Genomic DNA, 13,440 nt, shown 5'->3' on the forward strand with positions numbered 1-13,440 from the left:
CCTTCCTTCGAATAACAGCTAACAGGGTCCCCTTAGGAAACCCTGTTACATCCAGAGTTCATTTCAGGGCCCCCTGCCTTTTTTCTTATTATGCTTACTGGTTTTGTCAAAAATGATTGCCGATATAATTGAGGACATAAGCAAAGCTCGAACCCAAAATTTAAGAAATTAATTCGCTTGTTTGTTCTGCATCCTTTTTCATGTTTGCAGACCTTTTCATTTCTCGATAAAAGTAAATGCCTATATATACAAAACATAGCATGGATACGACAAACGCATATTGCATTGATCCCAAAGTGTCTGACACTAACCCTTGAACAGCCGGTATAACGGCTCCCCCCACAATGGACATTACTAAGATGGCACCCGCCACTTCAGTATATTGCTTATCAACTACAGCTAGAGTTTCTGCATAAATCGTGGCCCAACATGGTCCAAAAAGCATACTAACAACGATTGCCGCATATACAGCAGTCATATTCGGCACGACTGCCACGTAAGCCAATAAAGCTGATCCGAAAACTGCATAAATGACCAAGATTTTAGAAGACGAAAATCTAGCGATCAAAAAGTTTGCAATGAATTTCCCAATGAAAAATCCTATAAAACTATAAATCATAAAGTTTGAAGCGGTTCTTTCATTGATATGTGGATTTAGATGTAAGGCTAACCTGATCGTGAAAGCCCAAACCGTGGTTTGCATTCCCACATATAAAAATTCTGCGATGATTCCATTTCGGAATCGTTTATTTCCAGCCAGGTGTTTCAACGCTTTTAGGATATTTGGAGCCGGTTTAGTGCCATTTTGTTCGACTTTTTCCGGTTTGCATGTTGGAAATTTAGTGAAGAGGAATATCACCAGCACTCCGATTAGTATGAAAATCATATATTTATATGGTTCTAGTGTATGCTGTAACATCTCGATTCCAAAAGCTTGTGCTTCTGCAGGAGACATTTTGGACATTTGAACATGAAGACTTTCGCCTTCCTGGAAAACTAGATATTTTCCTAGCAAAATCCCTAAAATAGATCCAACGGGATAAAACGTTTGGCTAATATTCAGGCGGAGCGTCGCATATTGCTTGGGACCTATCATGGAACTATAGGTATTGGCTGCCGTTTCGAGGAAACCTAAACCGATTGCAATAGCAAAAAGTGCAAACAAGAACATAGTATATGTCGCCAAGTGTGACGCTGGGAAGAATAAAGAACATCCAATGATATAGAAGCATAATCCTGTTATGATGGCAAACTTATAGTTCGTCTTCTTAATAACCATCGAAGCTGGAATGGCTACCAAGAAATAGCCTCCATAAAAAGCACTCTGTACTAAAGCACTAGCGAAATCACTTAATTCGAACACACTTTTGAACTGAGTAATTAATATATCATTCAAACTAGCTGCCACTGCCCACATGGAAAATAATGTGGATAAGAGAATGAATTGTAGAATAGGAGTCCGATTAAGGTATCCATCCGACAGTTGAATTATTTTTGTCTTTGCCATTTTTGTAATCTCCTTATTCAAGTAAGAACCCCTACTGATATTTACCCACTAATGAGTCCAATTGCATTCGGTTTTCAAACGAGGGACTAGCTATCTAAATTAATAGCCTCCATTAACGGCTTCCCCCTGCATGATTTTGACACCTGAGCTCGCGCCAATACGAGTAGCTCCCGCCTTAGCCATCTTTTCTAAATCGTTTTTATCCCGAATTCCTCCAGATGCCTTTACACCTAAATTCGGTCCAACGACCTTTCTCATTAACATTACATCTTCGACAGTGGCACCTCCCGTAGAAAATCCGGTGGATGTTTTAACATAATCAGCTCCAGCATTAACGACCAGTTGACATGCACGGACCTTTTCCTCTTCTGTCAATAAGCATGTTTCAATAATCACTTTCAGAAGAGCTTTTCCATGTGCAGCATTAGCAACCGCTTTCATATCAGCTTCAACTGCATCATCATTGCCAGCTTTCAAGAGGCCAATGTTGATTACCATATCTACTTCTTCTGCGCCGTTTGAAATAGCGTCTTGCGTTTCGAATACTTTTACTGCTGTAGTAGACGCGCCTAAAGGAAATCCAATGACTGTACAAACTTTTACGTCACTTCCCTCTAATTCTTTCGCTGCAAGTGACACCCATTGCGGATTCACGCAAACGGAAGCAAAACCGTATTCCTTGGCTTCTTCTGCTAATCTAACAATCTCCTTTTCAGTTGCATCAGCTTTCAGTAGTGTATGGTCAATTAATTTAGCCTTATTCATTTTTAACGGCCCCTTATCCTATTATTTTTCACTCTAATTTTTTATATTTTTTGATTTTTCAATAAGAAAAGCGCTTTCACAACCAAATAATACCACGGTGTGGAACATATGTAAATTTTATTTTGAAATTTTGTTCAAATATTTTTACAACCTATTCAACTAAATGTTTATAGACATAAAAAAATAAGGCCAGCGCTTTTTAGGCGCCAACCATATATTCTTTCTTTTAACACTCTAATAGAGCTTTAGCCGTGAATTGATCTGTAATGAGTGTATTGGCATATTTTCCCACTAATGCTGCCTGGATGGCTTTGATCTTATCTTCGCCTCCAGCAACTAAAATGCTTCTTTCTTTCTTTTGCAATTCTTCTAAATCAATGCCCACCGTGCGGCTATTAATAACTTCATTACAGATGTTCCCCTCTTCATCAAAAAAACGAGAACAAATATCACCTACGGCCGTGCGTTGGAGATCAGCTTTCTCCCCTTCACTTAAATAACCCAGTTTAAAAAGTAAAGCATCATCTCTGACCGTACCGACCGTAAATAATGCAATATTCGCTTGTCTACCCATTTCGATGATCCGTTCTATATGCCGATCTTCCTCAACCATCTGCTTAAGTTCTGGCTTATCAAAAATAACAGGTAAAGGTAAATAGCGGGTGACCGTATAATAAGCTTCGGCAAATAGATTGGCAACTTCAACGGCGTAAGTAAGGCTATACGAATGGCTTACACCGCCTTTTAGCTGAACTACTTCTACACCTTTCACTCGCTTGCTTTTAAGTTGTGAGGCCACTGAAAACAATGTGGTACCCCAGGTAATGCCGATGATATCTCCGTCTTTTACGATTTTGTGTAAAAATTCGGCGGCAGTCCGCCCGATATGCTTAGTTATCTCCTCATACTCATTAAGTGGGGAATATGAAACGCTTACATGATCCAATCCATACCGTTCCTTTAACTGTTTTGAGAGTTCGTCCACATCTTCTAACGGGTCTTTAATGTGTATACTTACGTAGCCCTGCTCCTTCGCATATTGCAACAACCTAGAAACCGTTGGTCGCGACACGCCAAGGCGTGCACAAATCTCTTGTTGACTATAATCCGATTCATAGTATAGTCTTGCAGCCGCAATACTGAGCCTTTGTTTATCTTGATCCATACATGCCCTCATTTCTTCTGTCATTCCGATTATCACCTTTTAGTTTACATGGAATAATGGCCATCCAATCTGTTAAATTAACCATATACTAAAACTTGCATGGCGAGAAGATTATTTTACATAAAAATATAAAAAAGGTAAATTTAGTTATAGTAGAAAAATCCACCAGTATGAGAAACGATTCAGGAAAATTATCTTGCTATTATAATATAAATGTTTCATTTTTCAGAATTTACTTTAAATAAAACAAATAGTAAGCTAAAGGTATAACTATCGTTTATTAATAAATTGAACTTTAAGGATCGTTCATTCATTTATAAGCTTGAGCGATTCATTGATACAGCATAAATGAATAAACCTTCCTACCAAAAGTTCATTCATTTCAGGGGGAACAAGGGATGCTCATGAAAAACCGGTCAACACTTAAGATTCACCCAGTTATAGCGCCAAGTGCACTCGCATTGAAAAGTATAAACTTTTATTTAGTGGAACAGAATGAGTCCCTTACGCTGGTGGATGCTGGCATGAATGATGATGTTTGTTGGGACGCTTTACAACACACATTAGAGGAAAATAGCCTAAAGCTTGAAAATATTACAGAGATTCTCTTGACCCATCATCACGGGGATCACGTGGGACTCGTTAACCGTATCACTGAGCTTCACCCGATTCCTGTTTATGCTCACTCTAAATCCATACCAAGGTTAAAGCGAGATCCGGATTTTCTTAGCATGAGGATTGAGTTCTATAAACGACTTTACCTTCAGATGGGCTGTGGGGAACTTGGAGATAAACAAGTGGCCTATTTATTCAATGCCGTCAATAATAACAAAGATCAAAAAATCAATAGTGAAATCATCGAGATTAAGGAAAGCCAATTATTAAATTTTGAAGTGATTCATTTTCCCGGTCATGCACCAGACCAGATTGCCTTTCTTGATAAAAGCGAGAACCGACTTCTTGCTGGAGACTTATTAATTGAACATATCTCTAGTAATGCATTGGTGGAGCCCGATGAAAACGGCCAAAGGATGCGGACTCTAGTAGACCATATTGAATCGTTGGAGCGCTGTTTGGCATTAGGGGTGGACAGCCTTTACCCTGGACACGGAAACATCATCTATCAAGCAGGTCCATTAATAGAAAAAAGGCTCCGTAACATTGAAACAAAATCCAAGAAAATCCTCGCTTTAATTGAAGCTGGAATAACAACAGGGAATGAGTTAGCAAAAAACTATTACAAAGAAAAATATTTAAAAGAGTTCCCACTTGTCATGTCGGAGATCATCGGACATTTAGATTACTTGGAGTACCAAGGAAAAATCGACAAATACTCTAGTGGAAATGTGATTCACTATACCGCTAGATAAGGGTAATATCCTGGTCATCCGGTCTTGGCAACCTAGAGGCTATGCCATCGAACGCAAGGATTTGCTTCACACAAAACAGCCGATAAGCACGATGATTTCGGTCGTTTTCGATTGATGCTAAGGAATAACAGACATATAAAAAAGGAAGAGTATGCACCACTCTTCCTTTCTTATCTATTAACTTTAATAGACAACTTGATTAGGGATACTTCTACATATCCAACGAGGCTTTTATACACACACCACAATTTGCCTAGAAAATACACCTTTTTTCGCTAGACAACGATCCGCAATTTCAAAGCCCGCTTCATGAATCATATCATCCATCGTATCGATGGTTACTACAACCACCTTGTCCGCAAAACGACGAGCATGTTTAAGAATCGAAAGTTGGTCTTCCGGCGTAGCATGTGTATAAAGATTATACGGCATATCTATGATGGCTGCGTCATAGTGTTCCGTAACCTCTGAAATCGGTCCTGTTGTTACATCGCCTTCCAGCCCGAAGTAAGCAATATTTTCCCTAGACCCATCCGTAACTAGAGGGTTGATGTCACGACCAACAATATCGATTCCCATGGATAATGCTTCCACCAATACCGTCCCTATTCCGCAACATGGATCAATGGCTTTTACCCCCTCTGGATGTGGTACGGCAATATTGGCAATCGCTCTTGCGACCCGGGTACTAAGTGCCGTTGAATACTCACGGGGTTTCTTCAAATGATGTAACCAAACCGGTTCGGGTTTGACGAATTCCCCAAAGTACCAACGTCCTTCGAATGGCACAATCCCATAAGTTTGATCTGGATTGCGCACATCTGCCTTACTCTGGATATGCCAGCCAATTTCCCTCTCAATGGCACGTTGTCCATCATAATCAATTTTTTCTTCTATATTCAAATCATTTATTTTAATGAATAGGACTTTAAATGTTGAATCGGTAATCGGAAGTTGCTTTACCTGTTCAACGATTTCAGATATGCTTTCCCCTTCGTACATAATATCGACACGTCCCTTGATAAAAGGGCTTCTGCTCGGATCAATTTTGATGTCACTTTTTAAAATATTGACTTCGGTCTTACAACCAAAAAGCGAGCGCGTTTCCATATTACATAAAGAACGTTCGTCTGGAGTGCACGTAAAAGTATATATATACGCCGGTATACGGCTTTCATTGTTCAAACTATTCCCATCCTTCACCACTTTAGATTATATCTTTCTATCAAACATAGCCGTAAGTGGATGGAAATGCAAATGAAAAAAATAGCAGGAATACTGATTTTTCAGTGTTCCTGCTATTTTAATAAATACGTCACCCTTCCACTTGCTTTAAGAAATGAAGGTAGAAAATACTTGGCCCACCCCAATGAATTCACACGATCCATTTAATCCAACTTATGCAATTGACTACGAATATATTGTGCCCGGGCATCTATATATTTTAGAATAAAGTCAGGTTCATTTTCAAATGTCTCGATATTGTCCCTGACATATCGATCTCTTGGAATATACGGTTTGATCAGGCTATGCATTTCATGAATGATGGGTTCCATATACCTCACGTTGAATTGGTTATTCATAATCTCTTTAAGAAGACTTTGATACCGTTTGCGGAATGTAGCTATATCAAGAATCCTTGCGGTCAATGTATTGAAGCCTCTGATTCCAACATAATCTTCTTCCATCACTTTACCATTTACATCCCTGCCCCATGTCGCATCATAATCCCAAGGGATGATTTCGAAAAGTCCCGTTTCTCCATTCCGGTATAAAGCATAATTATGGACAAATCCATCATAATTCTGTGTAAATACGACACCTGCCAACCAGCGGAGATATTTTTCCACATTGACCAGCTTTCCAATTTCCTTCTCGAAATCCACTCTTGGTATCGTATTGATTTTTATGATCAGCTCGTGTAAGTACAACTCATCCTGAGCTGTCCCACATTTTCTTTCATACCCGAATTCCAGGGATTTCTTAACTTCCTTATCCAGATCACTCATCAATGAGAAATTAGCATCTCCATCCACCGCATAAAAAATGGATCCTTCAGGCAAATGGCAGTTCCTCAAGTAATGCTCATCCACAGATTCCAATTCTAAATAAATCCCTTCGTCCTTTCCATTAAGATTAAGGAAAACGAATTGGGATCTCGGGGATAAAGTTCCGATATCTGCGAAAAAATCTAAAGACAGTTTATTCCTCAGCAGAGATTTATCCTTATATTCAGCATTCAGATGAACTTCTTTAGCCTTTCGGTACATACTCGGTTTATAAAAGGCCACATGATAGGACTTTTTCCGGAAACCCCGGATATGGGAGCCCCGATAAACGATATCGACATCCAATTTTTTCTTTTCTATCGATAATTTTGCAGGGACGGGATCATTACTCCAAATATCCCTACGAAGCTCGATCAAGTTTACAGGGGGAATAAAAAGGTGATAAATCGGTAGATTCTTGTCAGTATTCATAAAAACCTTCCCTTTCATTTTCATTTTACTTTATGAAAAAAAAACGAAGGCTGCCACTAAGCCATCAATTTATTTTGAAAGTATGTGCGTTTACCATTATCACTTTGTGTACAAGCCGCATATTTTAGCTAGTGAAAAGGGGGAATGAATGTATGTCAACTAAATTTAAAGAAATTCAAAAAGCGGTGGAAATGGTAAATTCGTTTGGGTTAGATGAATTCCTATTCCAAGACCCACGTTCAAAAAACCGGTCATCACGGAAGAAGAATAAGAAAAACAAGAAAAATAATAAAAAGCGTAGTACTAGACGTTCAACACGTGGTACCCAACGCCGTACTAGCCGGAACCGCTCTACTTGTGGTACTCGTCGTCGTACTAGCCGGAATCGCTCTACTTGCAGCACTCGTCGTCGTACTAGCCGGAACCGTTCTACTTGCAGTACTCGTCGTCGTACTAGCCGGAACCGCTCTACTTGCAGCACTCAACGTCGTACTAGCCGGAACCGTTCTACTTGCAGCACTCAACGTCGTACTAGCCGGAACCGCTCTACTTGCAGCACTCAACGTCGTACTAGCCGGAATCGTTCTACTTGCAGCACTCGTCGTCGCACTAGCCGAAACCGTTCTACTTGCAGCACTCAACGTCGTACTAGCAGAAATCGTCGTTCCACTAGGAACCGCAGAACTTCAAGAAACCACAGATTCCATGGAAAAGGTTCTTTCGGCTTCCACAAGAACTGGAAATGGAATTTCTGATTACAGGCAAATAAACAGAATTAATATAGGATCATCAAGACCCATTTTGAAAGGTGATAGATTTATTATCACCTCTTTTTACATAATCATAGAGCTCCCTGAACGTGTTATATCTAGCAGTGAAAGCATAAACCTAAACATTGAATGCCAAACCCTTACATTAAAAAAGATGGATTCACCAGATTATTACCCTGGAAAACCCACCTCATCTCTTATTTAATGGAGATCAATTCGAACTGACCATAGACATCTTTCAGACCTGCTTGAATGGCTTGACCTGCCTTCCCTCGATAATACAATTGCACGCGTTCAATCAATTCGTCAATTCCATCATTTAAACAATAACCACGAAGTAACTGGCGGATGAATTCCCTACCATGTTCTGTAGCAAGCGTACAGGAGGCATCGACAATTACGCCGTATTTAAGGTCCAGTTCTACCGTGATCGTGATGGAGTCATAGAGATTTCTTGCCGCCATACCTTGTGGGAGTTTAGCATGCCCTGCAATAAAATATGTGTTCATCATCTGATCTCCTTATTTGTAATTAATGGACAGACACCTGCTCAAATGGCCATGCAGGCAATTGCTTGCGAAGTTCTTTATCCTGCCTGTACCCCAATGCATATTCTCCTTGCATGACCGTATGGATTTCTCGTGTTCCTTCATAAATGACCGGAGCTTTTGAATTCCTTAGGAACCGTTCCACCGGATATTCATCTGAATAACCATAGGCTCCATGGATCTGCACCGCATCATTCGCCGCTTCATTTGCTGCATCACATGAAATCCATTTAGCAAGTGACGTTTCTTGTGTATTTCGTTTTCCTTGATTTTTTAAAGTCCCTGCTTTAAAGACCAACAATCTTGCAATCTCTAAATTCGCCGACATTTTGGCTATCATCTGTTGTACAAGCTGATGTCTGCCAATCTCTTTACCAAATGTACTGCGCTCATGGCAATACTTTAAGCTCGCTTCCAGACTTGCTCCAATTAGGCCTACTGCGCCGGCAGCTACCGTAAACCGTCCATTGTCCAAGGCAGACATGGAAATTTTAAACCCTTCCCCTTCTTCGCCCAATCTATTGGCAACCGGAACTTTAACATCCGTTAAAAAGACTTCCCCTGTATTACCGGCACGAATCCCTAGCTTTCCTTTGATTGCTTTCGATTCAACGCCATCAAACGTACGCTCAACGATAAATGCCGTAATTCCTTTGGAGCCTAGGTCATGATCCGTTTTCGCAAAAATGAGGAAATGGTCCGCATAATCGCAAAGAGAAATCCATGTTTTCGATCCATTTAAAATGTAATAATCACCATCTCGTTTAGCCGTTGATTTCATGGCTGCAACGTCTGACCCAGCATTAGGCTCAGTGAGGCCGAAAGCACCAATCTTCATGCCTTTTGCTTGTGGCACTAAATACTTCTGTTTTTGTTCTTCGGTTCCCCACTGCAACAGTGTCATGCTATTTAACCCGGTATGTACGGACACCGCCGTCCGGTAAGCCGTGTCGCCGCGCTCCAATTCCTCACACACGATGGCCAGTGTATTATAATCCATGCCGACTCCGCCATATTCTTCAGGAATGCACACACCCATCAATTGCAATTCGGCCAATCTCTTTAGGATATGTGGCTGAAACTCTCCTTGTCGGTCCCACTCTTGTATATATGGAATGATTTCCTTATCAACAAATTTCCTAACCACTTTTTTTACACTTTTCTGTTCTTCTGTTAATTCGAAATTCATCATCTAAATTCCTCCTAAATAATTTTATTTTGTTTGAATTTGGTTATGTCTTCCGGGCTATACCCCAATTCGGCTAAAGTGGATTCTGTATGCTCTCCATAAAGCGGTGGATGCTTTCTCATCGTGACCGGTGTTTTTGAGAGTTTTAAAGGCGACCCAGTCATTCTAAGGTTGTCAATCTTTGGGTGGTCCATCTCCACTAACATTTCCCTTGCGTGTATTTGGGGATCCTCGAACATTTCGGCAATGGTTTGAATAGGGCCATTAGGAATCCCGGCGATATCCAGTTGCGTTTTCCACTCTTTCTTCGTCTTGCTTTTTAATAAAGCTTCTATAATCGGTATTAACTCCTTTTTATTCTGCAAACGATCTTTATTGTGCATAAAAGGCTCATGATCCGCCAATTCCGGCCTTCCTAAAACTGTCGTGAATCTCTTAAATTGCTCATCATTCCCAACAGCGACGACCAGTTCCCCATCACTTGCATGGAAAACTTGATAGGGGACGATATTCGGATGTTGGTTTCCCATCCGCTTAGGAGCTACCCCGCTGAACAAATAATTGCTTGCGACATTCACTAAGGAAGCGACTTGACAATCCATCAATGCAATGTCAATCTCCTGACCTTCCCCCGTATTGTTCCGATGATGCAGGGCTGACAAAATTCCAATGCAGGTATATAACCCTGTCAGGACATCAGCTATCGCCACCCCCACTTTCATGGGGCTTCCATCACTCTCGCCCGTGATGCTCATCAGGCCGCTCATCGCTTGAATGATATAATCATAGCCTGGTAGATCTTTATTAGGACCGGTTAATCCGAATCCGGTGATTGACGCCATAATCAAATGCGGATTCACTTCTTTTAATTGTTCATATCCCACACTCATTTTTTCCAGTGTGCCTGCCTTGAAGTTTTGGACGACAATATCACCTGTCGACACTAGCTTACGAAATATTTCTTTTCCCTGTTCTGACTTTAAATTCAATGTTATACTTTCTTTGTTGCGATTGGCACATAAATAGTAAGCGCTTTCCCCTTTGGCGAAAGGCGGACCCCATCCTCTCGTTTCATCTCCTGATTCATGATGTTCCACTTTAATAACTTCGGCTCCCAAATCACCAAGAATCATTGAACAAAACGGTCCCGCCAATACACGGGAGACGTCAATGATCCTTATTCCTTCCAAGGCCCCATTCATCCGTTCACCCCTTTTCCATTGTTGAAATATACAAAAAGAGCCAGTAAAACAAACAATGTGATTACATTGTAGGTTTCACTGACTCTTATCCATGGCTTGTCTCCCGACAAAGGAAGATCAAGTGAACAAAGTCAATTTTATGAATACTCATTTAAAACAAGCCGGCCATGCAGCAAGGTAAGTCGCTGTCATCGGTTTGGTAAATTAAGTATAAAATAGTTATTTGAATTTTGCAATAATTAAATTCACTTTATGGATATTGATCGTTCGCAAATTTATCATGATTGTTGTTCTCCTCCCCCTTTACACTAAAGGTATGGAGAATGAAGCTCTCGCCTTGCTTCTTTCCCCTTCTGTCTATAAAATTCAAAGATATAAACGCTATAGTTCGACAAGTCCATTAATGGTAAGGGGGATTTAAGAGTGGACGACATAAAGAAAGAAATCGTTGAAGCCATCAAGCAATATTCTACGATCATCATTCACCGCCATCTTAATCCAGATCCGGATGCACTGGGGTCTCAAAGCGGACTTCAACACGTGATAAAGCACTCATATCCATCCAAGGTTGTTCATGCAGTGGGAGAAGAAGTAGGTCGGCTCCAATTTATTGGAAGGATGGATGTTATCCCCGATGATGTGTATAGAGATGCATTAGTGGTTGTGTGCGATACCGCTAATCTTTCACGCATTAGTGATTCACGATACAAAATGGGAAAAAGGTTGATTAAGATCGATCATCATCCCGTTCAAGAGTCCTTCGGTGATCTTTCATGGGTGGATCCTTCTTTCAGCTCTGCAAGTGAGATGCTTGTTGAACTGTGTTTGGGTTTCCCTGATGACCTTAAATTAAACAAAGAAGCTGCCCGTGCCTTTTATACCGGCATCATTGGTGATACAGGAAATTTCCAAAAAGGCAAAATATCTCCCGGGACCTTAGAAATTGCATCGATTTTACGGTCGTATAATATTCAGCCAGAAAGAATCCACAACTTGTTGAATATAAAAACCAAGCATGCTTCCCATCTTCAAAGGGATATCATGATGAGCTATAAAAGGACCGATAAAGGGGTGGCCTACTTCGTCATGACCGAGGAGATGTTAAGCAAGTATGATATGGACCGGACCGAAGCCGCGAATTTAATTAATACGCTTTCTGGGTTAAAAGGGGTGAGAATTTGGGTGTTCTTCATTGAATATCCCGAAGAAATCCGAGTCAGGATCCGTTCCAGAAACATCCCGATTGATTCAGTTGCACGCATGTTTAACGGGGGAGGGCACCCCTTCGCTTCCGGAGCGAACATCCCTTCATGGGAGGCAGTCGATCAGGTCATACACGCTTTGAACCAAGTTTGTCCCTGAGCTGGTTGGATGAAAGGAGCGTAAGAGAAACGCCCGAGCCATATGGCCCGGGCGTTATGTTCTTATTTCGATACTTCTTCAAGAGAGGATAAATCAATCATCCCTTTAATATCCGCGCTAGGAATGTATCCAGCCTCTTTACTAATATCAGCCATTTCCTGAATGACGTCCTCATTAACATTCGTTGTCACTTCCAAGCGTGAAAAGGCAGCGGCCACCTCTTCCTTGCTTAATTCTTTTCCAGTCAAGTCCTTAAGATGCTTAATGACTAGCTCTTGGCTTTCTTCCGGATTGTTTTGGATGAAATCAACCGCTTTTTTGTGAGCTTTCAAATAGGCAGTGGAGAGACCTTTTTTATCTAAGAACTTCTGGCTTGCAGCCACCACTGTGTTCGGTGAATCTTTGCCCCAAGCGAATTCATCCCAGTTAAGCAATAGCTTCCCGTTGGCCTGATTTTCCAACACATATCCCCAAGGTTCCTGAGTAGCAGCTGCATCGACTGTTTTTTGGACAAAAAGTGCTGCTGTGTCAGCAGGTGCTGAAGCAAATAACTCCACTGTACCACCATTTGTAGTCGGTTTAAGCCCAACGTCTTTAAGGGCCTTTCTAAGCATGACGTCCTGAGTGCTTCCGATGACAGGGATCGCAACTTTTTTACCGTCCAAATCTTTTAAATCCGAAATTTTACTGCTTTCACCTGACACAAGAACTGCTCCACCGTTTACAGCCCCGGAAATTAAGTGGTATTCCGGATTTTTCACGTAAAAGTTAAGTAACGGACCAGGACCGGTTGTTCCGACATCGATAGCCTTCGTAGCCATCGCTTCCATAAATAGCCCACCGTTGGCCACTGTTTTCGTTTTAATGGTTACGTCTTCACCAAATTCTTCTTTAAAGTAGCCCTTTTCAAGCGCAATGATTGTTGCACTATGAGTCAGGTTAGGGAAATACCCGATATTCACGGTTTGTTTTTCTGAATCTTTTCCTTCTTCGTTAGTCGAAGATTCTGTGCAACCACTTACTATTCCAATTAACAATACGGACATAATAAGAGTAAATAATGTTTTTTTCAGCATTTGTCT

The 13,440-nt window shown here is 40.9% G+C and carries 12 protein-coding genes; 3 read left to right on the top strand and 9 right to left on the bottom strand.

What is annotated here, in order from left to right; genetic code table 11:
* Positions 1–160: 160 nt before the first annotated feature.
* From fucP to ACQKL0_RS15570, 3 genes are all read right to left on the bottom strand, one after another.
* Entirely contained in the window at positions 161–1,507 is a 1,347-nt protein-coding gene (fucP, locus tag ACQKL0_RS15560; RefSeq protein ID WP_403123655.1) for an L-fucose:H+ symporter permease, read from the bottom strand.
* A gap of 99 nt (positions 1,508–1,606) precedes the next feature.
* Complete coding sequence (gene deoC / locus ACQKL0_RS15565; RefSeq protein WP_427688473.1) at positions 1,607–2,272, bottom strand: deoxyribose-phosphate aldolase; 666 nt, start codon at positions 2,270–2,272, stop codon at positions 1,607–1,609.
* 226 nt (positions 2,273–2,498) lie between these two features.
* Positions 2,499–3,437: a sugar-binding transcriptional regulator gene (locus ACQKL0_RS15570; protein WP_427688475.1), complete on the bottom strand. Its 939-nt coding sequence runs from the start codon at positions 3,435–3,437 to the stop codon at positions 2,499–2,501.
* Between the two features lie 398 nt (positions 3,438–3,835).
* Between ACQKL0_RS15570 and ACQKL0_RS15575 the strand changes: the two genes are divergently transcribed.
* Positions 3,836–4,807, top strand: a complete 972-nt coding sequence (locus ACQKL0_RS15575; RefSeq protein WP_427688477.1) for an MBL fold metallo-hydrolase — start codon at positions 3,836–3,838, stop codon at positions 4,805–4,807.
* Positions 4,808–5,038: 231 nt separating this feature from the next.
* Here ACQKL0_RS15575 and ACQKL0_RS15580 read toward each other — a convergent pair whose 3' ends face one another.
* Positions 5,039–5,992 carry a TRM11 family SAM-dependent methyltransferase gene (locus tag ACQKL0_RS15580; protein WP_427688479.1) on the bottom strand — a complete coding sequence of 318 codons (954 nt, stop codon included), beginning with the start codon at positions 5,990–5,992 and terminating at the stop codon, positions 5,039–5,041.
* Positions 5,993–6,195: 203 nt separating this feature from the next.
* Positions 6,196–7,287: a CotH kinase family protein gene (locus tag ACQKL0_RS15585; protein WP_427688481.1), complete on the bottom strand. Its 1,092-nt coding sequence runs from the start codon at positions 7,285–7,287 to the stop codon at positions 6,196–6,198.
* A gap of 213 nt (positions 7,288–7,500) precedes the next feature.
* Here ACQKL0_RS15585 and ACQKL0_RS15590 point away from each other — a divergent pair, with 213 nt between their 5' ends.
* On the top strand, positions 7,501–8,262 hold the full coding sequence (locus tag ACQKL0_RS15590) for a hypothetical protein (RefSeq protein WP_427688577.1): 762 nt from the start codon (positions 7,501–7,503) through the stop codon (positions 8,260–8,262).
* Here ACQKL0_RS15590 and ACQKL0_RS15595 read toward each other — a convergent pair.
* The 3 genes from ACQKL0_RS15595 to ACQKL0_RS15605 are packed head-to-tail and all read right to left on the bottom strand — an operon-like array spanning position 8,255 to position 10,996.
* Positions 8,255–8,566 carry a DUF3870 domain-containing protein gene (locus tag ACQKL0_RS15595; protein WP_402867852.1) on the bottom strand — a complete coding sequence of 104 codons (312 nt, stop codon included), beginning with the start codon at positions 8,564–8,566 and terminating at the stop codon, positions 8,255–8,257. The two genes, ACQKL0_RS15590 and ACQKL0_RS15595, sit on opposite strands and share 8 nt — an antisense overlap.
* Positions 8,567–8,588: 22 nt before the next feature.
* Positions 8,589–9,794 carry an acyl-CoA dehydrogenase family protein gene (locus ACQKL0_RS15600; protein ID WP_427688575.1) on the bottom strand — a complete coding sequence of 402 codons (1,206 nt, stop codon included), beginning with the start codon at positions 9,792–9,794 and terminating at the stop codon, positions 8,589–8,591.
* A 14-nt stretch (positions 9,795–9,808) separates the two neighbouring features.
* The gene (locus tag ACQKL0_RS15605; protein ID WP_427688484.1) at positions 9,809–10,996 is read right to left on the bottom strand and encodes a CaiB/BaiF CoA transferase family protein; all 1,188 of its coding nucleotides are present in this window, start codon (positions 10,994–10,996) and stop codon (positions 9,809–9,811) included.
* A 423-nt stretch (positions 10,997–11,419) separates the two neighbouring features.
* On the opposite strand from ACQKL0_RS15605, the gene ACQKL0_RS15610 reads away from it, so the two are divergent.
* A complete protein-coding gene (locus ACQKL0_RS15610; RefSeq protein WP_427688486.1) occupies positions 11,420–12,358 on the top strand; it encodes a DHH family phosphoesterase in 939 nt (312 codons plus the stop codon).
* A gap of 62 nt (positions 12,359–12,420) precedes the next feature.
* On the opposite strand, the gene ACQKL0_RS15615 is transcribed toward ACQKL0_RS15610, so the two are convergent.
* Entirely contained in the window at positions 12,421–13,434 is a 1,014-nt protein-coding gene (locus ACQKL0_RS15615; protein ID WP_427688488.1) for an aliphatic sulfonate ABC transporter substrate-binding protein, read from the bottom strand.
* Between the last annotated feature and the right edge of the window lie 6 nt (positions 13,435–13,440).

The sequence above is a fragment of the Peribacillus sp. NPDC097264 genome, assembly GCF_050277925.1.
Taxonomy (GTDB): domain Bacteria; phylum Bacillota; class Bacilli; order Bacillales; family DSM-1321; genus Peribacillus.